General features: G+C 59.2%; 19 protein-coding genes. 14 read left to right on the top strand and 5 right to left on the bottom strand.

What is annotated here, in order from left to right; genetic code table 11:
• Positions 1-66 precede the first annotated feature (66 nt).
• From RX328_RS11590 to RX328_RS11600, 4 genes are all read left to right on the top strand, one after another.
• Positions 67-372: a DNA -binding domain-containing protein gene (locus tag RX328_RS11590; protein WP_317258704.1), complete on the top strand. Its 306-nt coding sequence runs from the start codon at positions 67-69 to the stop codon at positions 370-372.
• Positions 373-500: 128 nt separating this feature from the next.
• Positions 501-878: a papain-like cysteine protease family protein gene (locus RX328_RS43470; protein WP_410734059.1), complete on the top strand. Its 378-nt coding sequence runs from the start codon at positions 501-503 to the stop codon at positions 876-878.
• 213 nt (positions 879-1091) lie between these two features.
• Positions 1092-1559 (top strand): hypothetical protein, encoded by a 468-nt coding sequence (locus RX328_RS11595; RefSeq protein WP_108522794.1) that lies wholly within the window; start codon positions 1092-1094, stop codon positions 1557-1559.
• 393 nt (positions 1560-1952) lie between these two features.
• Positions 1953-2081 carry a hypothetical protein gene (locus tag RX328_RS11600; protein ID WP_256441700.1) on the top strand — a complete coding sequence of 43 codons (129 nt, stop codon included), beginning with the start codon at positions 1953-1955 and terminating at the stop codon, positions 2079-2081.
• A 552-nt stretch (positions 2082-2633) separates the two neighbouring features.
• On the opposite strand, the gene RX328_RS11605 is transcribed toward RX328_RS11600, so the two are convergent.
• The gene (locus RX328_RS11605; protein WP_213253705.1) at positions 2634-2903 is read right to left on the bottom strand and encodes a hypothetical protein; all 270 of its coding nucleotides are present in this window, start codon (positions 2901-2903) and stop codon (positions 2634-2636) included.
• 62 nt (positions 2904-2965) lie between these two features.
• Here RX328_RS11605 and tagH point away from each other — a divergent pair, with 62 nt between their 5' ends.
• The 6 genes from tagH (at position 2966) to RX328_RS11635 (ending at position 12253) form a co-directional block, all read left to right on the top strand.
• Complete coding sequence (gene tagH / locus RX328_RS11610; protein WP_249726837.1) at positions 2966-4693, top strand: type VI secretion system-associated FHA domain protein TagH; 1728 nt, start codon at positions 2966-2968, stop codon at positions 4691-4693.
• Entirely contained in the window at positions 4693-5202 is a 510-nt protein-coding gene (gene tssJ / locus RX328_RS11615) for a type VI secretion system lipoprotein TssJ (RefSeq protein WP_213253707.1), read from the top strand. The genes tagH and tssJ overlap by 1 nt, the downstream gene beginning before the upstream one ends.
• A gap of 74 nt (positions 5203-5276) precedes the next feature.
• Entirely contained in the window at positions 5277-6617 is a 1341-nt protein-coding gene (gene tssK / locus RX328_RS11620; RefSeq protein ID WP_213253708.1) for a type VI secretion system baseplate subunit TssK, read from the top strand.
• Between the two features lie 218 nt (positions 6618-6835).
• Complete coding sequence (gene icmH / locus RX328_RS11625; RefSeq protein ID WP_213253709.1) at positions 6836-7504, top strand: type IVB secretion system protein IcmH/DotU; 669 nt, start codon at positions 6836-6838, stop codon at positions 7502-7504.
• 78 nt (positions 7505-7582) lie between these two features.
• Positions 7583-11077, top strand: a complete 3495-nt coding sequence (gene tssM, locus RX328_RS11630) for a type VI secretion system membrane subunit TssM (protein WP_317258796.1) — start codon at positions 7583-7585, stop codon at positions 11075-11077.
• Between the two features lie 330 nt (positions 11078-11407).
• Positions 11408-12253, top strand: coding sequence for a serine/threonine-protein kinase (locus RX328_RS11635; RefSeq protein ID WP_244608669.1), 846 nt, complete (start codon positions 11408-11410; stop codon positions 12251-12253).
• A gap of 449 nt (positions 12254-12702) precedes the next feature.
• Here RX328_RS11635 and RX328_RS11640 read toward each other — a convergent pair whose 3' ends face one another.
• The 3 genes from RX328_RS11640 to RX328_RS11650 are packed head-to-tail and all read right to left on the bottom strand — an operon-like array spanning position 12703 to position 15141.
• Positions 12703-13938, bottom strand: a complete 1236-nt coding sequence (locus RX328_RS11640) for an IS701 family transposase (protein WP_317258705.1) — start codon at positions 13936-13938, stop codon at positions 12703-12705.
• 14 nt (positions 13939-13952) lie between these two features.
• The gene (locus RX328_RS11645) at positions 13953-14783 is read right to left on the bottom strand and encodes a hypothetical protein (RefSeq protein ID WP_213256413.1); all 831 of its coding nucleotides are present in this window, start codon (positions 14781-14783) and stop codon (positions 13953-13955) included.
• Complete coding sequence (locus tag RX328_RS11650) at positions 14776-15141, bottom strand: hypothetical protein (protein WP_213256415.1); 366 nt, start codon at positions 15139-15141, stop codon at positions 14776-14778. The genes RX328_RS11645 and RX328_RS11650 overlap by 8 nt, the downstream gene beginning before the upstream one ends.
• 1354 nt (positions 15142-16495) lie before the next feature.
• Here RX328_RS11650 and RX328_RS11655 point away from each other — a divergent pair.
• The 4 genes from RX328_RS11655 to xopAG all read left to right on the top strand — a co-directional run bounded on the left by RX328_RS11655 (position 16496) and on the right by xopAG (position 21282).
• Entirely contained in the window at positions 16496-17977 is a 1482-nt protein-coding gene (locus RX328_RS11655) for a type VI secretion system Vgr family protein (RefSeq protein ID WP_213256417.1), read from the top strand.
• A 22-nt stretch (positions 17978-17999) separates the two neighbouring features.
• Positions 18000-18359 (top strand): hypothetical protein, encoded by a 360-nt coding sequence (locus tag RX328_RS11660; protein ID WP_108522804.1) that lies wholly within the window; start codon positions 18000-18002, stop codon positions 18357-18359.
• Between the two features lie 162 nt (positions 18360-18521).
• Complete coding sequence (locus RX328_RS11665) at positions 18522-19067, top strand: Hcp family type VI secretion system effector (RefSeq protein ID WP_317258706.1); 546 nt, start codon at positions 18522-18524, stop codon at positions 19065-19067.
• A 742-nt stretch (positions 19068-19809) separates the two neighbouring features.
• Entirely contained in the window at positions 19810-21282 is a 1473-nt protein-coding gene (xopAG, locus tag RX328_RS11670) for a XopAG/AvrGf1 family type III secretion system effector (RefSeq protein WP_213256421.1), read from the top strand.
• A gap of 828 nt (positions 21283-22110) precedes the next feature.
• Here xopAG and RX328_RS11675 read toward each other — a convergent pair.
• Positions 22111-23883, bottom strand: coding sequence for a tetratricopeptide repeat protein (locus tag RX328_RS11675; RefSeq protein ID WP_213256425.1), 1773 nt, complete (start codon positions 23881-23883; stop codon positions 22111-22113).
• Between the last annotated feature and the right edge of the window lies 1 nt (position 23884).

Genomic DNA, 23884 nt, shown 5'->3' on the forward strand with positions numbered 1-23884 from the left:
ATGGATCACGGGCCGGAGTCGCGGTCAACCCGGTTAGACGTTGCGCTGCGCGCTCCAATGGCTTCCATGACCGGGAGACTGCTATGCCACCGCACCGAGCCGCCCCTGACTCCTTACGACCGCGAGCACGCCGTCACCTGCATGCGCCTCTTGGATGCAGATGCAGAGGGCGCGGACTGGCGCGAGGTCGCGGAGATCGCGTTGCGCATCGATCCCAGCCAGGAGCCGGTGCGCGCCCGCCGGGCCCATGAGAGCCATCTCGTTCGCGCCAAGTGTGTGAGTAGGCATGGCTACCGGCGGTTGGCGCTGAAGCCGTTCGGCACGCTATTTGCTCAGCTCGCTGGTAAATTTGGGGGAGCTGTAGGGTGCTAAATGTAGTGCTGGATGTTCCGCTTGTCAGCCAACAACATGGCTATGACGGCCAATTGAACATGCGACGAAACTATGCCGGAAATATACGACCGCATGGGAATAACAATTGTTGGTATGCTTGCGCTTGTATGCTGTCGTACTACTTTCGCCCGGGGCCTCGGTTGGGTCTGCCTTCCGTTTGGCGGGGCGACGTAGGCATCAACAATTACCAGTTTAACTGGTTGGCGCGCACCGAAGGATTAGAGAGGCTCGAAGAGCCAGATGACGGATTTACGCGTGATTTTATTGCCGAGACGTTGACTACACGAGGGCCAATCTGGGCTGCGCTGCGTCTGCCGTCATCCTCCGGGAACGAAATACTATGGGATGGGCATATAATAGTGTTGACTGGTCTGATAGAAAACACGTTGTGCTACAATGATCCGTTTTACCCGGCGCGTAGAGTGATCTACTTCTATAATCTTTTGTTCGACGACCTTTTCGTCAAGAATCGCGATTGGCTGTGAACACCCCTCCGCTGCGAACGCCCGAGCGAAGACACCTCACTCCTGCTTTCGTGTCCGATTGGCGACATGTAATATAAGTCCGGAAGCCGCCGCCGAGGGCTCGAGTGGTGGCCGGGCATGGCGTGAAAGCGCGCTGCTTTTGCCTGCCTTCATCGCATATGATTGTCTGCCAAGCTGGTTGCCGCGACCGTGTGATGGCTTGGTTGCTTGGTCATGACGCCCGGCGAGACAGCCAAGGCCTCGCTCAACACTTCCGCGGGCGGTTCTTCCAGCCGTCCGCGCAACTTTTGTGCGTTCGGCGCCGTCGCCTATATCGCGGCGTCGTGCAGTCCGCCAGGCCTAGACCTTGTCATCCTAAAGCGGCTTTTCCTCGCCGTGAAAGAGGACGAGATTGCGGAGCTCGTGAAGCAGAAGCCGACCGGGCTCTACACGCGCACCGCATCTGCTTTCTCTATGGATGGCTGTTGGAGCGACAAACTCAATCTGCCCGCGGCAAAGAAGGTCTCCTATGTCGATGCCGTCGATATCGATCTCCAATATGCGAGCTCCTGGCCGAATTCGGTGTGGCATCGCGTCCGCAATAACTTGCCGGGGATACCGGACTTCTGCCCGCTCGTTTTCAAGACGCAAGCACTGCCGGGTCGGCTAATACAAGGATGCGTTGGAAATCTATTCGAGTAGATTGCTTCCATGCGTCGAATGGGAGCCGACGCCACACGGCACGCCAAGGTGATAAATGATTACCGCTGACTTCTATCGGTTCTTGGATGCAAGGCCGCACGCGGAGTTTCTACGCCAATGCGCGAAGAGAACTATCGAACAGGATCTCCGAAAGGAAATTCAAATTTCTGCAGAGCTGCGACACCTTCCGTACAGGTGCCGAAAGCATGATCGAGATGCCGGAGCGGCCCCTCAAACAACCTCCGTGAATTCTTACAACAGAATGGAGGGCGAACCCCAAAGTGCGACCGCGATAATGAATTCTTCTAATCAACGTCAAACGAAGTCACGAAAATTGAGCGAGCGGCATCCTCGAATGATTCCGGATCAGCGAGCTGACCGCGCCCGATTGCCATGGAAGTAGACGAAGCAGACAAGATATTTGTGGGTGCCATCGAAACGGTAGCCAACCTCGCGGCGAAGCCCCGGCTCGCTCGCCTGATCGCGGCGCTGGAGCGTGGTCTACTCGATAAATGGCAATGATCTCAAACTCGGTTTGAAAATGTGTTATTATATCAATCATGGATACACAAACGAGCCAACTCCTAAACCAACTCGACAAGCTCCTTCCCGAGGGGCTCATCGTGTATTCCTCCTGGCTCAAGCGGCAACCCCCACCCAGCTTCAGCATCAGTATGGGATAAGTGGTTGACCCGCACAGTCAACCCGACGGGTTTTCAGGAGGGCGGGTTACGAACTTAGCTGGCAGCAGGTCGTGATATCCCTGCAAGGCATCCTGAACTATTGACCGATCGTCGTGGGCGGACGGACCGGGCGCGAATTGCAAGGTTACGCCCCAATGCCTACCGCAAGCGACGACCCGTGTGCATCTCTGCGGCCCCAAGTCGACGCCATATTCGCTCGACAAGCTGCCGCTGTCCGGTTTGGTCAAGGATAGCTAGACGACACTGGGCCCGGTTGTAGCCAAAAAAGTCGTCTGAGGGTTCACCTTGTCCGGTGTCTGACGGCTGCACGAGCCTCTGTCAGTTTGAGAACACCTGCGTCATTCGCCGGACCACAGATTATTATGTCCAATCAGTGGCTTAGATTGGAGATGCCATTGGCACGATCGTTGCTACCGAAATCTGGCAACATTAACTGGCGGAGTGCACGTGGATGCGTAAAACGACCGATGCGCTCCTTCTTGAGTTCGCATGCCTTGTTTCTGAGAGAGAAAGCCCGCGCGGCCTCCGGTGCAGCTGAGCGCACGAAGAGACCTTCCTTTTCACCCTGCGCAACCGGCGCATGAGACAATCGATCGGCCCAACAACAATGCTGCTCAGTAGGAAGCAATGCTGCTGCCACGGCAATTCCAATGGGACGCTCGGATGACCGCCTGTGCCGGCGAGCAAGCCTGAAGGTGCGGGATGCATTTCACACTCGGAGTCCTGGGAGAGAACGCCGAGCCCTTGGGCCGCAACGCAAGGCAGGCGTTTGGACCGGAAGGGGGCTCCATTGGTCGCGGGCGCGGTTGCAACTGGCGGCTTCCAGATCCAACCAACACGCTGTCAGGACACCACGCGTTGATCGCATTCAATGGCATCGGTTTCACGATCACCGATACAAGCACCAATGGTGTCTACATCAACACGGTGGACGCACCGCTGGGACGCGGCAATACCGCGCCGCTAGCTGATGGCGATACGCTATACTTGGCGAATTACATCATCTCGGTGATGATCGAGGACGATCCTGTCGAGGAACGTCAACGGCTCGGCTTGACGGGGTCGAAAGCGGTGCGCCTCGGCCGTACAACGCCGACGTTGCCGTCTCCTACACTCAACCAAGAGTCCGCAACTGCAGCTGTTCCGACTGCCGGACCGTTGGGAAGCGATGCGCACCTTCCTCCCGATCCCTCAATAGTGACCGGCCCGCACCAGATCTTCTATTCAGCTGCACAGTGGGAGCCGCAGGCACCTCATCCGCCATCCTTGCCTGGAGACAAGGCGCTCAGCAACGACATCGAGGCTGTGGATCCGACACTGGCAGATCTTCCCCGGCGACCGTCGAGCGCTGCCACGACCGAGAGGCCGTCCTCGCACGCGCAATCGGGAAATATCCGATCAATTCCGTTGTCGTCGGTCGACGCGCCATTTGTCGAGCCATCCCGACCGCTGCTGCCCTCTGCACCCTCCAATGGCAGAAGTGTACTGTCGAATGGCCATCCTGCGCCAAGCATCCCTGAGGATCTCGATCTTGGCGATCTGTTGCCGGGACCGGCCTCGCGCCGCATGCCATCGGTGTCATCGCAGCGAACAGAAGCGCGCCTCAATGAGCCGAACGAAGCGTTCCGGATCGCGCCTAAGCCGATCGCCTCTCGTCCGACGAATCACCTCGGGAAATTGCGGGATTCTGGTTCAAGGTCGCCGCCGCCCGATGAGCGGGAGCTCGATCGGCTGCTGCTGAGCCTGAAGGAAACTGCTGCGCAGCGCGCGGTCGGCGCTGCCCAGGTGAGAACCGCAACAACGAGCGGTGCTCCGCCGTTGCCTGCGGACCCTCCATCCGACGCAGACGAACTGCAGGCGTTCTGGAATGCGCTCGGGTTCAATCCGAAACTTGTGCCACCAGCACAGCGTCGAGAGTTCTTTGCGGAACTCGGCCGTGCGATCGCCGAGATGACGAACGGCCTACATTCGATATTGGCGGCGTGGGCCATGCTCAAGAATGAGTGCCAGATCGGGCCGACGCAGACACGCGCTGGAAACGACAACGCAGTACAGTTTACCAACAGCAGTCATGCCCTGCGCGAGGCGCTTGCAAAGGATCGCGGATTCCTGTTGCTCTCGCGATCGGTGCGCGCAGGCTTCGACGACATCAAGGCCCATGAGGTCGCGGCGATCGCGGCAATGAGAGGCGCGGTCAGCAATGTGCTAACGCACATGAGCCCCCAGCGTATCGAGAGCGACGGTGCAAATAGCGGGCTTTTCGGTGCTCGCATCAATAAGGCCAAGTTGTGGGACAGATTTGTGGAACTGCACGCATCGATGGTCGGTGACATTGATCGAACGGCTCGCTCCTATATCGCAGAAGAGTTTACCCGAAGCTACGAGTCGCAACTCTCAGCACCTGGCCAGAATGAAGGGAAAACGGCGTAATGGCGCCTCCGAACAAACTTCAGCGGTTGTTCATTGTTGGCGGTGCGTTGCTGGTGGCCGCTGCAGCCAGCAGTTGTTCGACTGACAAGAGCTCTAAGACGACGCCGATCAAACTCGTGATCGAGGCCGATGAGCTCGTCAATCCAAACGCGCACGGCAAGCCGTCGCCGGTTGTCGTCCGTATCTATGAGCTGAAGTCGAAGGCCAGTTTCACGCAAGCGCAGTTCTTCGAGCTGTTCGACGATGACGTGAAGCGCCTCGGGCCGGATCTGGTGGCTAAGCGCGAGATCGAGCTGACGCCTGGCGAAAAACGCGAGATCGAGCGCAACACGCCGATCGAGACTCGATATGTCGGCGTGATCGCCGGCTTCCGCTCGGGCAATGATGCGCAACGGCGCTCAACTGCCGAAATCAAGCCCGATCGCGACAACAGGATCTCGGTCAAGCTGACTGCGCAGGCTGTCAGCATTGAGGCGGAGACGAGCCGAAACTGGTGGAACATCTTCTGACCAGTCCGTCGTGATCGCAACGGCCGCCGGGCAAATGCATCTTTTGGAAAGTCAGCGAAGGGGCGCCTGAAATAATGTCTGCGACAAGCAAACCGATCTGGTCCGAAGGCATGTTGGTGCGGCCGCAGCACTTTCAGCAATACGACCGCTGGATCGAGCAACTGGTCGAGAACCGCGTTTCTGGTCTGGTCGGCTACGGCTGGGGTGTTCGAAAAATTGCCTTTGATCGCAATCTTCTGGCGCTTGGCCAAGTCGCCCTTGCCGAACTTGAAGCCATTATGCTCGACGGCACGGCCCTTCGCATGCCGGAGCATGTCCGCCTTCCGATCGCACGAATCCCTCCGCCGGCTGCGAAAAACCTGCTGGTCAAGATCGCAGTGGGCACGCGCCGACAGGCCGGCAGCGACGTCTGTTCCGGGGATGCACTACCGCGCCGCCACGATCAGGAGGTCTTGCAGTTCGGGAATGCGAGCGCGCCGGAAAAGGCCCCGGTCGATATTAGCGTTGCGGCACTAACAACACGTCTCATGTTCGAGGGCGAGGAGCAGGGCGATCTGATCACGCTGCCTATTGGCCGCATCCGTGATATCGATCCGGCTCGCGCGATTACTTTATCCGACACCTACGTTCCGCCCGCCATCGACATCCACGCAGCCAAGCCGCTGATTGCGCTGTTGAACGAGGTCAGATCGCTGCTGCGGACGCGCGCAGAGGCACTTGCTGCGCGCGCGGATCCCTCGCGCACGAGGGCAGACGGAGCCGGATTGATTGATCTTGTTACTTTGTCGATCGTGAATGGTGCAGAAGCCGTGTTCGACCACTTCGCAGCAACACGTGGGCATCATCCTGAAGCCTTCTTTCGCGCGTTGCTGAGCCTTACCGGGCAGCTGTCGAGTTTCGTTGGCGATCGCCGCAAACCGCAAGAAATACCTCTCTATCGGCATGAGGATCTCGAGAGCTGCTTCACGCCGCTGGCTGATATCCTGCGTCGGCTGCTGTCTGTCGTGATCGAGAGCGCCGCAATATCGCTCCCGTTGCAGGACCGGGGCTACGGCATCCTGATCGGCCTGATCACCGACCGCACCTTGTTCCAGGGCTCTCGGTTCGTCCTCGTCGCTGTGGCAAGCGTACCGACTGAGACGTTGCGCAACCAGCTTCCGGCGCAGCTGAAAGTAGGCTCAGTCGAGCAGATTCGCGATCTCGTCAATCTTCAGCTCCCGGGTGTTCCGATTCGCGCGCTCGCTGTGGCGCCTCGCGAGTTGCCCTACATCCAGAATGCCGTCTATTTCGAGCTGGACCAGTCGGTGGAGCTGTGGCGTATCCTGCCGCGCTCGGCGGCCTTTGCTTTCCATGTCAGCGGTGACTACTCGGATCTCCATCTCGAGTTCTGGGCCATCCGTAGGAAACGTACCTGACGGGCCTGAAACACATGGATGAACCGACAGTCATCGGACGCAGGCCAATCGGTCCGACCCGTAACACTCAAGGCGGGCAATCCTCCGCTTGCGTTACGCCGAAGATTGCCGCCCCGACGGGCGCTCTGCCGTCGCCTGTATCTGAATCCGACGACGTATTGGGAGCTAACCCTACCGAGATCATTGTGCAATTCGAGCCAAAGGCAGTGGAGGACGCCTTGGTCGCGGCCGCGACACCGCTCCTTTTGGTCGTCGCGCAGCTTCGCATCGTCAACAATGCCGATATCGGCGCGCTGCGTCGTGGGATGGTCGAGCAAATCCGCCGCTTCGAGGAGCGTGCGGCCAAAGATCAAGCCGTCGGCAGCGACGTAACAGCCGCCCGTTACGTGATATGCGCGTTGCTGGACGAGGCGGTGATGACCACGCACTGGGGCAGTGAAAGCGTCTGGAGTGACAACAGCCTGCTCAACCAGTTCCATAACGAGACGTGGGGTGGCGAGAAGGTCTTCCAGATACTCGAACACGTACAGGCAAAGCCGGCCAAATACCTCGCCTTGCTCAAGCTCATCAACATCTGCTTGTTGATGGGGTTTGAGGGCAAATATCGCGTGGTGGAGGGGGGCCGCGAGCGGCTTGAAGACCTGCGTTCCGACGTTCAGCGTCTGTTGCGGGGTTATACGAGCGAACCAGCGGCCGAACTATCGATCCGATGGCGCGGCGCCAAAGTACGTACGCGGGTGCGTCGCTACGTGCCGTTGTGGATCACCTTCACCGCCGCGGCCGTCACTATGCTGATCGGCTACGGTGTCTTGCATTGGCGCCTATCGGCCGAACTCGCGCCCGTCGAGCAGCTGCTCGTCGTGATTGGCCAGTCTGGACCACGCTAAAGGGAGGTGCAGGTGTTTGGCGCTCGATTCGCGGCACTCTTTTCGGCTCGAGGCGTCATCACGCTGATCGCCTTGCTGGTGGTCGACGCGTTGATCTGGTTCGGCGCCCCTTACCTTGACCTGTTCGGTCAACATCCGCTCGGCTCGGTGATTGTTCGTGCGGCCACAATCGGCTGCCTCTCCCTGACGGTCGTCGTCATCATCCTTGTCCGTTACTGGCTGGCGCGCCGTGCTAACCGGCGTGTTATCAAGTCGCTGATGGAGAGCGAGGGCCTCGTTACGACCTCCAAAAATCGTGGCCAGGAGGAGGTCGATCTCATCCGTAGACGTTTCGAGGACGCGCTGAAGGTCCTGCGCAGTCCGGTGTTCGCCGGCAAGCGCGGACCGAGCTATCTGTTCGAGTTGCCCTGGTACATCATCATTGGGCCATCGCGCGCCGGCAAGACAACGATCCTGCGCAACTCGGGCCTCGAGTTTCCGCTGGCCGAACGGCTCGGCGTCGATCCGGTGGCGGGCGTCGGCGGCACGCGAAACTGCGACTGGTGGTTTACTGAAGAGGCAGTCTTTATCGACACGGCAAGCCGTTACACGACACAGGATACGGATGTCGAGGTCGATCGCGCGGCCTGGCACGGTTTTCTCAATCTTCTTACGATGCATCGGCGCCGGCGACCGATCAACGGGATCTTGGTTGCGATCAGCCTGTCTGATCTCTCAACGGCAGATGGTAACAGGCGCAGGCTCGTCCAGTCGATTCGTTCGCGGATACAGGAGCTGGTCAAGACATTTGGCATGCGCATTCCGGTCTATGTTCTGGTAACCAAATGCGATCTGGTACCTGGCTTCACCGAGTATTTCGACGATCTCGACCATGAAGGTCGTGCCCAGGTCTGGGGCAAGACCTTTCCTCTCGAAGGACCAGGCGATCACATCGACGACCTCGTAACACTCGAGATCCAGCAACTTGCCGAGCGGCTCGAGGGCAACTTGGCGTTTCGCATGCATGACGAACGCAATCCTAACCGTCGTGCAATGATGTACATGTTCCCGAAAGAATTGTGGAGCATCCGGACCGCGGTCGCCGGCTTCGTTAGCGAGGTCTTCCGGCCGAGCCGCTTCGAAGTGCGACCGATGCTGCGCGGGGTCTACTTGACAAGCGCTGCCCAGGAAGGAGCGCCGATTGAGAGGATGAGCGGTGCGATCAGAAGGAATTTCGGTCTGCACGCAAGCCCACCGCGGTCGTCCATCGGGCCGGGAAGGACATTCTTCATCAAGCAGTTGCTGACCGATGTGATCTTTGCTGAGCAGGGCCTGGTCGGCCGCAATCTCAAACTCGAACGCAAGCTCGCGATGGTGCACTGTGGTGGCTATCTCGCGGCGGTCATACTGGCGGTAGCCGCATTTACTCAGTGGTACGACGCCTTCGCCCGCAGCGAAATGCGCATCGCTGAAACCAGAATGGCCGCACAGACAATGCAAGCGCGCCTCAAGGAAGCGCGCGAGCCGCTGGATCTGGTAAAGCTCCTGCCAACCCTCAATGCCGCGCGCCGGCTGCGTCTGGCAGCTGGCGAGAACACTTGGGTTGCATGGCTCGGTGGCCTCGGGATTTCGGCGAACCCGGTGCTCGCGCCAGCCGCGCAACAAGCTTATGATCAGATTCTGGTCGATCGTCTGCTGCCGGTTTTTGCCCAAAGGCTTGCCGATCGCATCGAAGCGCTATTGCGTACTGGCGATGATACTCTGCTGGACCAAGTCAAGGAAATGTTCCGCACCTATTTGATGCTGAGCGATCCGAGGCATTTCGATCGCGGCAACGTCGAGCAGGCTATGCACAGGGAAGTGGTGCGTGCGTTTGCGCTCGAGACGACATCAGCGGGCGAACTGCTGGGGCATTTTTCGCGCCTCATCGAGTTGCTGCCGAAGCCCATCACGAATGACCAGAAACTCGTGATTGCGGTCGGCTCGCGGCTGATGGAACTTCCCCTCGTCGAGCAGGTCTACGCCCGGCTTTTGCGCGAAGGCGCTCAGAATACGCGGCTCCGGCCAATCGATCTGGTCAGTCTGCTGGGAGCCGGCCAGCTGGAGATAAAGCCCCAGGCTGTTTTCCCCGCCATAGGCCATCAGGAGCTCCCTTCTTCGGGCGATACTGCGATCATCCCGGGCATCTTCACACGGGCTGGTTTGATCGATTTCCTGCTGCCACACCTTCCACTCATCATCCAAGACGAGCAAAGCGGCGACTGGGTCCTTGCCGGCAGCTCCTTCGACGCGGCGGATACACAACAAGTCGTGCGCAAGGTCATCGATCGCTATGTTGCCGATTACATTCGCATTTGGACAAACGCGCTGAGCAGCGTCCGCGTCGTCAAGTTCGACGATATACAGCGCGCCTCGGCGATCCTGCGCGGGCTGGCCGGCCCGCAAAGCGCACTGCAGCAGATCATTTCCCTCGTACGCGACAATACGAACCTGCCGCCGCCCGGAGAGCAGATCGCGGCCAAGGCGGGGGAGACAACGGCCGCCGTGTTCTCGGCGGCATTCGGCGACGCCCCCTGGCCGGGAACACGGATCTCCGAAGCCTTCCAGCCTCTGGTCCAATTGAGCATAGGCGGAGCCTCGGGACAGGGGGCCAGCATGGATCGCATCCGCGATCTTTTCGGCGGCCTGTATGCAACGATGGCCAATATCGCGACCGCGCCCGATCCCGACCAGGCCGCATTTCAGCTCTTTCAGCGGCGCGTCAAGGATCCGAGCAACGATGCCTTCGGCACCTTGCGCGCTGACTCGGCGCTACGACCCGAGTTGGTCCGTACCATCATGAACGACATCGCGCTCTCGACATGGAGCGTCTTGCTTCGACAGGCACACGGTCATGTCAATGCTATGTGGACGCGGGAAGTTGCGCCGATCTGCCAAGCTGGCGTCTACGAGCGTTATCCATTGTTTGCGGCCGCGACCGAGGACGTAACTTTAAAGGACTTCAGCGATCTCTTTCGCCCCCGCGGAATCCTCGATGATTTTTTTCAGAAATACCTGTCGCCATTCGTCATCGAGGGCAGAACCGGCGTTGTGCTGGCGACAATCGACGGTGCGGCGGCGCCGATCCATGCCGATGCCCTGACTCAATTTCAGCGCGCGCAAGAGATTCGCAGGTCCTTTTTCAGCGGCTCGGGCTTCGCACCGGCCGTGAAGTTCAGCATCAAGCCGCTCTATCTCGCCTCTAAACTTCTGCGCGCGACTTTTGTCATGGATGGCAGGGAGATCGTCTATCGTCACGAGGCGCCCCGTGCCTATGACCTTAAATGGCCGAGTCTAACCGATGCAAGCACAGCCTCCGTCACACGTGTCTCCGTGGATGGAACTGAGGAGAAGGTTGAGCGCTCAGGCCCTTGGGCTCTGTTCCGTCTCATCGACGCCTCGCGGCCCTCCTCGCGTGGCGCTCCCGACCGTTTCACGATCACGATCGGTCGACCTGACCGGCCCGACGTGACCTATGAACTGCGGCCGGACAGTGTAAGCAATCCGTTCAGCTTGGGTGCCCTTCGTTCGTTCCGATGTCCGGATCACCTATGATAGGAGCGCCGTGAGAGTTCTTTTTAGCTTTTTCGGGGGGAGGCGGGCACATGCCGCTGGCGGCACCTTGGCCCGAGGGGTTGGTTCGGCCGCAACGCTGGTACGCCGTCCCCTGGTGGCGACGAGTAAGCTACGCGACACGTGCCAGGTAGGCCGCAACCAGATCGTAACGGCAACACCGTATCACGAGCTCAACGGATTATTGGCGGTCGACGTTCCGACGGGCAGGGTTCTGCCTTGCGCTCTTGCGCAACAGGCTATCAACGACACGAGTGCGATCGTCGAATGCCTGGCCGAGGCTGCATTGTGAGTACGGCCCCCTTGGGATACGTGCTCGGCGGCCGTTTCGACCTGGCGGAGGTCATTAGCGAGGGCGGCACCAGCACCGTCTATCGTGCGATTGATCGCATCGGCCTGTGGGCGCGCGAACAAAGTCCAGAAGTCGCAGTGAAGGTCATCCAACCACATGCGAAGATCCGCCAGAAATTAGTGGAGTTGTTGCACCGCGAGGCGCGTCTTTTGCGTGATTGCGTACACCGGAATTTGGTGCGGGTCTACGATTCCGACTACGACGGCAAGTACCATTACCTAGTCATGGAGTTCTTAAAAGGCCGCTCGCTGGCGCAGATCCTGGCCGATCGTCAGGGACGGCCGCTGTCACCCTCTGTGTCCTTTCAGATCGTCCGCGCCGCCGGGCAGGGCCTCGTCCACATGCATAGTCTAGGGATCGTCCATGGTGACCTCAAACCGGGAAATATCTTCATGACCTCGACCGGCGAAATCAAAATTGTGGACTTTGGGACAGTCCTCATGCTGGACGGTCCGCGGCACCACGAAAGGGCTGCGGCTCTGCTCGATCAGATTGGACTGTTGACGCCGGCTTATGCGTCGCCGGAGATGCTGATGGGTGAGCCACGGGCAGAAAGCGACGATGTCTATTCTCTCGCGGTGGTCGCCTACCTGACCCTGACCGGCACCCACCCGTATGCGCAGTGGCCAGCCAACGAGGCGCTCAACGCAAATCTCACACCGGCGCCGCCGCCGACTATTTCGCCAGCGCAATGGCGGGTCCTCGCTTCCGGGCTTGCCCTCAACCGCCGTGACCGTATCGAAACCGTCGGTGAGTTCGTCCAGCGTCTTGGCCGCCCGCCCTGGTTCTATCGATGGTGCGGTTAGCTGATGCCTCTGGTTGCAGCCCAAACGCGTTCCCTTAGCAAGCTTAGGGTCGATGGATGACAAGGATGCGGTCGTCTGGTCCCGATTCGGCTGTGTATCGCTCACGATGGATGTAGAAAAGTGTCATTGGGACCGCCGGGGTTGGCAGCAGTCTGAACTCTCTCAGTACGCTGATCAGGAGGTCGTCGGCCACGCGCGGGCCGTGGATCCAGTCACGGCCGACATTCTCTCCAATATCGGGCAATGGCCCGATTTCATTCATCGGCTCAACTCGAGGGTGAGGCTGCAGCCCTAACATTACAGTTGCCTTTTTGTTTTGACGTGCGCGCGCTGAGCGGCCGCCTGATGAGCTCTACGCCAGAATGACCATGCGATGATGTGTGCGGGTTGAATACGGTTTCGAGCGAGTCTGATGGCAATGCGGCGGATTTCCTGGATTGACCAACGGATCAGCGGCGCCGTGGTTGTGTTTTGGCTTTTGCCGGGGGGCGCCGTTTTGTTTTTTTGGGCGGTGGCGGGTTAGCTCGATGTCGGATCGCGGCCATCATGGCGAAGGCAAGCATCACCAGGGACACGTGACGGTGCCAGCCATGCCAGGATCTGCTCTCGTTGTGATCGAGCCCGAACTCGTTTTTCGCGGTTTCAAAGCTGTCCTCGATCGCCCATCGATGGCCTTCGACCGCGATCAGCGTTTCAATTGATGTTCCCGCTGGGCACCAGGTGGTGAAGAAGGCGAGGTCACCATCGGCGATGCGACGACGGATCAGTAGACCGCGCGTCCACAGACCTTGATTTGCGCTGTTGAATTCTTCGACCTCGAGGTCGGCCAATTCGAGATAACACCAATCGTGCAGCCGCGGTCCCTTGGTTCCGGCTCCTGCCGACAAGCGCTTCCAGTCGGATGAGCGCCGCGTCCGCGCGATGTCTGCGGCCGTACCGGCGACCGGCGGTCGTTTGCCCCAAGATCGAAACACATGAGCGCTGCTGACCCCAAGCACGTAGCCTTTGCCTGCCCGACGTAATTGCTGTTCGATGTCGCCAACGCCGTAGACGGTATCAGCGGCAACCCACCTGAATGGTACAGGCGCGGCTATCGCGCGTGCGATCATTCTCGTCGCAAGCTTTGGTTTGGTCGCAAAGCCGACATCGGCAGGCACATAGGCCGCTTCCAGACGATCCGGATCGTCGGTCCACTCCTTCGGAAGATACAGCGCACGATCGATGAATGCATGACCGTGGCGCGAAACATAGGCAGCGAAGACGCCGATCTGGCAGTTCGTGATCTTGCCCGCCGAACCAGTGTATTGCCGCGCCACTCCGCACGACGCCTTGCCCTGCTTGAGAAAACCGGTCTCGTCGATCACGAGGACCGCATCGTCATCCGCCAAATGCTCGATGACATAGTCGCGCACGATATCGCGCAGGGCATCAGCGTCCCAATCCCCACGACCCAGGATTGCCTGCTGCCGCCATGGGCCTGGATCGCCAGCCGCCTCCGCGCGCATCCAACCGGTCTTGCGCTGCTCATCTCCGAGCAGACCTTCCAGGAACAGGCCTGCATTCATCGCAACACGCTCTTGCGTGAACAACGGACGTATCAGCTTCTTGATCTCTCGAAGCGACGCCGCCCACAACGCAAGCGTCTCCTCAATCGACGCTGCCCGCGTCCACGATCTCCGAATCATGGTTGCCCATGGATTCAGAAACCTTCCAAGAACGCAACTGTAATGCTAATTCCCTGTATCCAGGCGTGAGAATAAAGTTTTCGCCTTGCGGATTGTTTGGGGTCACGGGCGCCCGCCCTGGCCATATCTCGCAAATTCAGCAGACGGTTACGAAATCCGCCAATCGTGGGTGAGTCGCGCCCTATATAGTCGCCTGCATAGGCTTGTATGTCCGTATCCAACGACGGCAGTGCAATCCGGTCAGCCATTGGGGGTCTGTTGGTCTCGCGGATCCACTTGAGGAAATCGCTCATATCGTCTGCGGCATGATTGGCGCCGCGCGAGCGGCGGTTCGGGAGCTTCTCAGTAAGCCAATTCCAAAAGTCCTCATAGAGCGGTAAATCCACATCAGAAGGGCCGGGTCCCTGATTGGAGCCGCTGCTGTCGGTGTTATGGCTGCTACTGCGGCTGCCCGACGACGGCCCGGCTCCATCAAAGCCCTGAAACATCACATGCCTCTCACGGGCCCAGTTCTCGAAATGCAGGTCCCGAAGCATATCTCGCAAGTTCAGGAGGCGGTTACGAAACCCGCCAATCGCCGGTACATCGCGCCCTATATAGTCGGCTGCATAAGCTTCTATGTCCGTATCCAACGACGGCAGTGCAATCCGGTCAGCCATTGGGGGTCTGTTGGTCTCGCGGATCCACGCGAGGAAGTCGTACATATCGCCTGCGGCAACGGCGGCACCGTAGGAGCGGCGGCGCGGAAGCTTCGCAGCAAGCCAGTTCCAGAAGTGGTCATAAAGCTGCGTATCCACCGCATAGGGGCGGGGCCACTGATTGGAGCCGCTACTGCTGTCACTCACGCGAACCTCCGGTAAAAGGTGCAACTGCAGCGGTAAGGCATGCTCGCTCGATCCGAAGCGCGCACGTCGCGTGAGTTCGGTTGGGGGCCGTCTTGCCCGATGTTTTCGAATTGAAAAGCAGCACGATTCGCCGCCGCTCCAGCTTGTTTGCGATCAATCTTCCAACAGCCCACACTCCGTCGTTCGGTAGCGCCATATATGCTGCGATGACCATGAGGAATCCGACGACGTCGACCATCTGAACTTCTCGAGACACGTTCTCGCGTTCGCCCATAAATGGCAATTCTACCGGAGCAATAACGAGTCGATCGGCTGCCGTATGATCCCGAGCGACGAGAAGCTCAAACTGCCGGCTCATCTGCGCCTCACGCTCTGCTCCTCGGATCCCTTTCCTTGTCTGCGCACGGACCGGAGCCATGGTTGTCCTGTCGCGTCGCAATGTCGGCGCCCTCGATAGCTCCGGGGTTATCTCGGCCTCGCATCCAAGGCGGTTCGAAGACAGGAGCCACAATCTTCAGTTGCCGCGTCTAGCCTGAAGCGGTCATAACGCGCCACCTCTTAGGAGCGCAAGGCGCGTCGTGCTTTTCTGAGGTGCTCAGGCTAGAACAAGAGATCGCGATGCCAGAAAGTGAAACAGACCAATCTGCACTGTCTGTTCGGTCACAAACACTTTCTGTTCAATGATCGACATGTCTGTTTGCTGGGCAGTCTTAGAATCGAAGTACCGTCTTCAATGTTGTGGCCCACCAAACAGGCTCGCCATCAGCCGTCGAAAGGCCTCTCTTTGGCAGCCTCGCGCGGCACGTCACTTGCTGATCATCTTGGACCGTTCCTCTGGAGGTCGGTTTTAAAAATATAACCTTGTCGAGCGACAAATCATGGGATGCCGCGAAACGGCCTCATGTCAGGGTTCGACCAGCTTTGTCCAGTGTCTGACAGTCGCGCCGCCTCTGTCAGGTTGAGAACACTTATTTGCCACACCTCAGTTTTTCAAAACCTAATCAGAGATCAAATGAGGAGACGTCATTGGCACGGCTGTTGCTATTGAGATGTAGCGACACCGATTGGCTGAGTACACGAAGCGCAAGACGAATGATGCTCTCTTTCCCTTGAACCCGTGTGCATCGTTTTGAGAAGGAAACCCAGCGTATCTACCACCGCACCTGAGAGCGCACACAACAGGCGCGTGGGCCAGTCGATCGGCTTCACAACAATGGCGCGAAAGAGGCGGCCAATGCTAGCGCCGCAGGCAGTTCGAATGCACACCCGGGTGTCGTATCCGTGCTGATGGGCAAGGCTCACCGTGTGAGATGCAGCTTGCGCTCGGAGCTGTTGGAGAGAGCGATGAACTCTTCAGAACCAATGTCGCCAGATGCGCCGTTTGGACGTGCATCACGGCGCCGCTAGCCGATCGCGATGCACTATGCATGGCAACGAGAAGCTACCATCTCGCCAGCGGAATGGCGGGGGCTCGCTTCAGGCCCTAAACCGCCGCGACCGTATCGAGCCTGTCGGTGAGTTCGTCCGGCGTCTCGACCGTCCCGTGCCTGGCTTTACTAAGTTCTGCTGTCGGCGACATGCTGCTGTCGTAAAACGCGTAAGGAAGGTGAGATATCGTTAGCATTGAGTGCTTCGGGCTCCCAATCGACCCGCGCTCCGCGGCACCTGTGACGAGCATGCCTAACACTGCCACAGTTTGACTTGGTGCACCGATGACCAACGACTCCAATCTCAGTATTGACCTGCACATTTGCAGCAAGCCCGACATTGAACTCGACGTGCAAGGGTTCGAGGGCACAGAGTGCATTTCCCTGCCGTTCAGCTACGTGATCTATGCCACGACATCGAGCAATGTCGATACCGACTCTTTGATAGGCGAGCGCGCCAAGCTGTCTGTCAAAACCGCATGCGGGCGATGGCTTGCCTCGGGCCTGTGCGCCCAAGTTGAGGAACTCGATCCAACGGTGACTGACCTGCGGGTGCTCCAGTTCGTCCTGCGGCCGCGTTTTTCGGTCGCCGAGCTCTCCTTCGCGAGCCGCATTTATGGCCCTGGCCAACCCATGGGCGTCGATGACATCATTAAACAGCAGTTGAACAAGGTGAGCATCAACATTCCCACCGAATACAATCTTGATCGCTATCCCAAGCGAAATTATGTTGTGCAATACAATGAAAGTGATTTGACGTTCATTTCGCGCCTTTGCGAACGGAACGGAATTTTCTACTTCTTCAAGCAGGAAGACGAGGGTGAAACCGTCGTCTTCGGCGACAAGAATCTGGCCTTCCCCAAGATCGGGTTCGGCGTTAAGTCGGCGATTCTTTATGCGCGCCAGCACGAGCGCAAGACATCGCGAGGCGTCGACGAAAGCGCCGTTCGGTCATTCCGGCAGCGCCGGGTTCTCTCGACAAAGACCATCGCGCTCCGCGATTACAACGAAACGGTGCCTTCCGTCGTGTCCGTCGATAAGCAGGTCGGACAAGGCAGCGGCTTCTTGGGCAAAGCCTCGCGCTTCGGCGGGCATTTTGCGACCGAAGCAGAAGCGGCCACGCTGGCCCGGATCCGTGCCGAGCAGGTCTGCGCCGGCCAGACAATGTACATCGCCCACAGCGACGCACCGGAGCTGCGCGCTGGCGTCATTTTCGAACTGGAGGGCCATCCCCGCTTCGATGGTGAATATCTCGTCATCGCCGCGGATCACTCGGCCTATCGCCCGGCGCCAACCGGATTCGGCGCATTCGGGCAAAATGGGCGAGCCTACCAGAACATGGTCCATTGCATCCGCTCGGACGTGCCTTATCGACCGGTTGCGATGACGCCTGTCCCTCTTGGCGTCGGCCTCCACACCGCCACAGTCGATGGAGAAGCTTGGAACGGGCGGGCCGAGATCGACGACCAGGGCCGCTACAAGCTGCAGCTTACATTCGCCGACGAACCGGCCGAGGGCCCTGGCAGCGACTACGTGCGCAAGCTCGAACCTTATGCAGGTCCGAATCAAACCGGCTTGCATTGTCCGTTGGTCCCCGGAACGGAAGTTCTGGTCGGCTACATCAACGGCGACATTGACCGGCCGGTAGTGGTCGGAGCGGTCCACAATCCAGATATGAAGGGAGGAGTGACCTCGGACACGCACTTGTCCAATCGCCTTATGTCGCAATCTGGCGCCTCGATCGTGATGTACGACGGACCTGCGTGATTTCTTCACCTCATGGAGCCTAATGGCCGTCTGGCGCCCAGCGACTCACGAGATCGACCCGCTATTGGAAGCGGTCGCCAATACGGCACGCGCGACCATCCTGCCAACAGCATCGATCAACATACCACTGCCGTCGGCCGATGGCATTTGCTCGCAACGGCTTCGTGACGGACGAGAATTGCGCCTCAAATTATCCGCGCACTATCTCGAGCAGGAACGACGCGGTCCTTGCACGGTGCTCGTCTACGCCCTGCAGGGCAATGCCGTTGTTGATAACCGCATGGGTTACCGTGTGACGGGGCAGGCTGTCCTCGACGTTGCCACACGTGCATTTCTCGATGTTGAGTGTCAATTGGAACAGGTCGGCCCTGTCATGCCGTGACGGATTGCTGTCGCGATCGCGACGAGGTCTTTGCGTGATGGGTGCCGGTGCCTGGAAATCTGCCCAGCCCTATTGACCATCACGTCCGGAAGGCCCGAAAATTCAGGTGTCGGGTGCACACGGCTCTTGGCACGGATGTTGCGATGTCCATCGTGCCGGTGTGTGCCGGCGTATGCCAAAGACTGGGAGACGAACGTGTCACTTGAAGCCTACATGACAATCAAGGGAAAGAAGCAGGGCGACATCTCCAAGGATGCCTCCAAGCCGGTCAGCATCGGGCAGGTCGGCAAGAGTGATGCGGGTAAGCAAGGGAAGATCACCGTTGTCGCCTTCACCAGCGGCATCATCGTTCCGCGCGATGTGGCGAGCGGTGTCGCCACGGGCGCTCGCAACCACCAGCCGGTGCTCTTCACCAAGTTTTTCGATCGGGCCTCGCCGCTGCTATGGCAGGCGCTGGCCACCAACGAGGTGCTCGAAGAGGTGGTCTGCGAGTTCTACCGCACCGATCCAGGGGGCATGCCGCAGCCGCAGAACTTCTTCAAAATAAGCTGGAAGAACGCGACGTTAGTCGAGGGCAAGGCTTATGTGCCGCTGACGATCAATCCGCAGAACAACTTCTTTCAGAACATGGAAGACTGGTCGTTCACCTACAAAGAAGTGAAATGGGAGCACGTGCCCGGCAGCACGAGCGGCGAGGATAAATGGTGACAACGCCGCGACGTTTGCGCTGTCGCCGTTTTGCGGCGTCTACGAAGCGCTGTGCACCCCCGCCAAGCCAAGGACGGTGACTTGGTCCCAGGCACCGTCCGGTACATGGTGGATACATTGCGCACATTCGACGCGTCGCAGGACTTGGAAGTGGCCATGCCGGTCTGCTTCACGGCAGTGTGCAGACAATGCTAAGAGTAGGTAGATCGGTCCAGCCTTGCTCAACAGAATGTTGGATAGGCCGGGAGCATTGGCTGCCATTGCCGATTGGCGCATTGAGGCTGGGCCAATTGAGCAAGCCGGGCTCATATGCCTGCTGATCGGACGAATTGTCGGACGCACAACGTAGACATGCGGCAAAGATACGCCGGTTCATTTGGTGGCTTTAGGGCCTCGCGGTGCATCAAGTGGGTCGTGTTCGGACCGAAATATCGCGCGTGTAGCCGTCATGGGTAGTGATTGACGAACATGAGATGCGAATTGGGAACAACCAGCCTTCACAGCGTTCGGGACTCAACCGGCGGATCGTTTGTGGACTGCCTGACAGCTTAGCGCGATGACCGCGTTCTACGAAATGGGCAATTCCCTTGCTTCTCTACGTTCCCGGGTTTGGCGGATCGTTGGCGGCCAGGCTGAGGCCCCAAATATGCTCAGTGCGTTTCACCAGGCGGGTCATTCACTTGCTGCGCTTCGCTCCCAGGTTTGGCAAATCGTCGGCGGACAGGCCGAGACCCCGAGTGCGATGACTGCGCTCAATGGAGAGGGGCATTCACTTGCTGCGGTCAGTGCCCGGAGTGTGGCAACTCCAACTGGGAGGAACTCTGCACTGCGGCAGGTCGAGAAGGGAACGAATAATGGAGACGGAGCGAAGGGCGGGAGGGGAGACGGGCCAAACTTTGCGCGCGCAGTGAAATACGGATTGTATCTCGCGGGCGCGGGCTACGCCTATAATGAGGTCGCAAACGACTTTTTCCTTTCTACCACATCACTGCACGACGGGAAGAAGGGCTTCACCAGTAACGAACGGCTTAGGTTGGCTCAGGCGAAGGCGAGGGAGTATTACACGTCGTATCACGCTGCCGACCCTGACACTCGGCGCCTCAATGAACGTCCCCTCAATCCAATCCGTACCTGCGGTAACAACCTGTTCGTAACGATGATCGATTACCGGGCGGCGACCTATGTACACGTTGGTCGCCTGGTGGATTCCATAGCGGCGCACACTTCTCTTGTGCTGAACCTGAGCTGCATGAAGGGTCATCTCGTGAAGGACGAGTGCGTGGCCAAGTACAGGCCATCCAAAGTGCCGAAGGATCCGGACCTGACGAACAGCCCGCTATACGACAGAAAGAACAAGTACGCATTGACGGGCGTGCTCAACGATGAAACTGGTGCTTATGGCTACACCTCGAGGTCGATCACCCAACCTTTCGTGAACAAAGGCGTTCAGCACTTCCGGGACGCCACCTTCCAGAGCGAGAAGGGACTAACTTTCAAGCGATGCATCGAGAGGCTGGAGGCGCTGCTCGACAAGGATGGCGGTCTCAGAGAGGAGGCCCAGTTCGCGGCTGGCCAAGCCATCCTGAACTTCAGGCAGGTCTACGCTGCGGACGAGCATTGGGGACACGCTGAGAACGTCGTGATGCAGACCCTGTACGAGCACGGCTGGCTGTCACGGGCCGAAACCGACAAGCTCGATGCGACGCTTATGTTCGAAGATCCAAATAAGAACCCGCTCAAACGCAACAAAAGCTGGGTTGGGCCGGGACTACACCAACTCGACGTCTGGCTTCAGGAGAGGCGATCGGGTCATGATCCCGTGATAGGTGAGGAGTTGAACCACCGGGCGATCGATGACATGAAAAATCTGCCCATCGCGCACTTCAAGTTGAACGAGCAGGGCAATGGGTTCGAGGATTGCTCAGGGTTGGGCGATTCGTTCACGTGCGCCAATGCCGTCGCCTGCATCAATCACGCGCGCTTGATGAGTGGCCAGCCACGCCTCTCAAAGGAGGACGTTATAGTCATCGTCGCGTGCCTTAACGCCGTATACGACGACACGACGTCAATACGGCATACGCTCCACGAGGTGGCACGCGGCTGCTTCGCCGGTGCTGGCTACACCACCGAAGACGCGGATGAGTTCTACGAGGGGGTGTGTCGGAAGGCCGCGCGAGAGTATTACGGCGGCAGATATCTCTCGAAGCAGAGTTGATGCCGTAAGGAGTGGTGCATTAGCGAGCGACGCTCTCGAGGCGGTCTGAGCTGGAACACGAGTTAGGTCCGATCTCTTTGCACGCCTGCTTCCCGAGAAGCTGGACGTCGAACCCGATAGGATGAAAAAAAGCTGTTCGTTGGAGGGGATGATAGGGCGGGGACGCGACCGAATGTCGCGACTTCAAGGACGATTTCGGTCGCGCTCTAAGAACGAGAAGTTGGCCATGACGGTGCCGCAGTCACCCAGAATGGCGCAGTGATCGACTGCGCGGAACATGGTCAAAGTCATTCCAGCGCCTCGCTGGGCTTGTTCTGTCTTCATCAATGCCGTCTTCTCCGGCAAGCAAGTGCGCCGGAACGGCTCTTCTCGAAGCCGATAGCCGTCACCACGGATGGTGATCACCGACGATTGATGAAGCAGCGATCAAGGACCGGCCGAACAGTTGCAGCCGGACGTAGTACGTCTGCACGAAATCTGCGACCGTCGACTCTGTTGATATTGTTGACGGGATTCATCACATTCACCTCCAAATCTGACCAGATCAAGCAGGACCGGTGACTCCTAGATAGAAACGTTCTCATGGGCGGCAAGTCTCGCGTAACGCCCTTCGGATGTTACCGTCATCCAAAAGCGGATGAACAACGTGATTGTCTCGAACGTGACACTTTCATTGCGTTCAAGCCGCTCGAGCACGTGCGCGATGCGTTCGCCCCTTTGGCTATCGCAGCCCAGCCGCCAATCGCAATCGTCTGGAGAAAGGAAGCAGGAAATCGCAGCTTCAGCAACCAGCGACTTGGGCTTGCCGCGATGCTGTGGGAGCGCCGCTCAGTCAATCGTTCGTGTGCGCAGCAGGGTCTCGAGCCGGCGCCGACCATTGTCGATCGCGCCGGACCAATGGCCGAACCGTTCCTGCACGACAACCTCGAATGAAGGATACCACAATGGCTTGCCGTCGGCCTGAGCCCAATACCAGGGATAACCGCGCGGCACGAAGACCACGCCGGGAACGCCGAGCGCTCCGGCGATATGGACGGCGAAGCTGTCGGGCCCAACCACGGCGTCGAGATTGGCGATCGCTGCGATCAATTCCGCAGGACACTCGATATGCACACCAGCATCGATCGGGCGACTCCATCGCTTCATGTCATGCCGTTGCGCCCCGCTCATCAAACTGACCGGGGCGACGGAGTGAGAGATCACGGCGGCGACGTGCTCCATCGAGAGGCCGAGAGCGCCATCCTCCCACACGATGCCCACCAAAGGCCTTGCGAACGCGGCCAGAGCATCCCGCCATTTGGCGAACAGTTCGGCTTCGGGGCGTAGGTAGGGAATGCCATCGGCAATGTTGCGGGCGTCGGTCGACAGAACGCGCAATAACGATTGCAACGGCATAGCTGAGACCTCGGGCCTCGGCTCGTCCGAAATGACCTGCTCAGCGAGGCCAGCAAGAAGAGCCTGGTAACGTGGCTCCGCGACCACATGCACATTTTGCTGGCTCGTCAGCCGACGCAAGAGACGAACGAGTGCTACGAATTCGAGGGTGCCCGTCGTCGGCGGCACGACTATCTGCGGCACAAGCGCCAAGGCGGCCGGATCAGGTGTCGGGAAGTGACCGAGCGTCAGTTCAAGCGTCGTCTGTAGAGACTTCGCTGCTTCGCTCTCTGGTCGCGTGTGCACGACGTGGCCGACAAGCTTGAGGGATTCATCGAACCGGCCAACGAGATGCAGGACACGCGCCAGAGCAAGCGTGGCGGAAGGATCCGATTTGCGAGCGCGAACGAATTCCGTCAGTTGCGCAATGCCTCGGTCCACCTCACCCTTGGCAATCGTAACGCGGGCCACGATTTCGCGCGCACCAACATGAGCCGGCGCATAGGCGAGCAGTTTCTTGCAGGTGGCCTCCGCTTGCGGCCAGAGTCCGGTTGCGGCGCGGCAATAAGCCAGATGAAAGAGCCCGGCTGTATCGAGCGGGGCGCGCAGATGCGCGCGTTCCGCAAGGTTGAGCGCCTCGTCGAAGCGGCTGCGTTCGAGCATGAGCACCGATAAATTGACCAGCGCATCGGGATCGTCCGGAGCAATCTCAAGCGCACGAAGCAGGACAGCCTCAGCCGACGAGCTGTGGCCCAAGGCGAACTCGATGGCGCCGAGTTGAAGGAGGGCACGCGCATTCCCTGGCTCGTGTCGGACAACGGTCTCCGTCATCGCGCGGGCTTCCGCAACGTTGCCGCGGCTCAGTAGGGCATGAGCGAGCGCCAGCTTGATCTCCTCGTTGCGCGGAGCGAGAGCCGCCGCGCGTTCGAGGCAAATCACCGCCTCCTCAGCGCGGCCGAGCAATCCGTGGGCGATGCCGAGATTGGTGGTGAGGCCGGCGTGTTCGGGGTAGATGGTCGCCGCTTCCGACAGCATGTCGAAGGCAAACTCGAGCCGCCGCCGCGCAAGTGCCAGTGTGGCCCTCGCATTGAGCGTATCGGGATCACTTGTGGTGGCGACCTCCTCCAGTAGCTCCTCCGCCTCCTCGAGACGGCCGGCCGCGATAAACTCCTGGACCGTTCTAACCCTCTCCTGCCGGGTCGGAGCCGGCATGCCAGTGGACAGCATC

This window comes from Bradyrhizobium sp. sBnM-33 (assembly GCF_032917945.1).
In the GTDB taxonomy this organism is placed as follows: Bacteria; Pseudomonadota; Alphaproteobacteria; order Rhizobiales; family Xanthobacteraceae; genus Bradyrhizobium.

Bases quoted from the DNA above. Each gene is read 5' to 3' on its own strand.
- RX328_RS11590 (WP_317258704.1), top strand. From the start codon at position 67: ATGACCGGGAGACTGCTATGCCACCGCACCGAGCCGCCCCTGACTCCT.
- RX328_RS43470 (WP_410734059.1), top strand. From the start codon at position 501: ATGCTGTCGTACTACTTTCGCCCGGGGCCTCGGTTGGGTCTGCCTTCC.
- RX328_RS11595 (WP_108522794.1), top strand. From the start codon at position 1,092: ATGACGCCCGGCGAGACAGCCAAGGCCTCGCTCAACACTTCCGCGGGC.
- RX328_RS11600 (WP_256441700.1), top strand. From the start codon at position 1,953: ATGGAAGTAGACGAAGCAGACAAGATATTTGTGGGTGCCATCGAAACG.
- tagH (WP_249726837.1), top strand. From the start codon at position 2,966: ATGCATTTCACACTCGGAGTCCTGGGAGAGAACGCCGAGCCCTTGGGC.
- tssJ (WP_213253707.1), top strand. From the start codon at position 4,693: ATGGCGCCTCCGAACAAACTTCAGCGGTTGTTCATTGTTGGCGGTGCG.
- tssK (WP_213253708.1), top strand. From the start codon at position 5,277: ATGTCTGCGACAAGCAAACCGATCTGGTCCGAAGGCATGTTGGTGCGG.
- RX328_RS11640 (WP_317258705.1), bottom strand. From the start codon at position 13,938: ATGATTCGGAGATCGTGGACGCGGGCAGCGTCGATTGAGGAGACGCTT.
- RX328_RS11650 (WP_213256415.1), bottom strand. From the start codon at position 15,141: ATGAGCCGGCAGTTTGAGCTTCTCGTCGCTCGGGATCATACGGCAGCC.
- RX328_RS11655 (WP_213256417.1), top strand. From the start codon at position 16,496: ATGACCAACGACTCCAATCTCAGTATTGACCTGCACATTTGCAGCAAG.
- RX328_RS11660 (WP_108522804.1), top strand. From the start codon at position 18,000: ATGGCCGTCTGGCGCCCAGCGACTCACGAGATCGACCCGCTATTGGAA.
- xopAG (WP_213256421.1), top strand. From the start codon at position 19,810: ATGACTGCGCTCAATGGAGAGGGGCATTCACTTGCTGCGGTCAGTGCC.
- RX328_RS11675 (WP_213256425.1), bottom strand. From the start codon at position 23,883: ATGCTGTCCACTGGCATGCCGGCTCCGACCCGGCAGGAGAGGGTTAGA.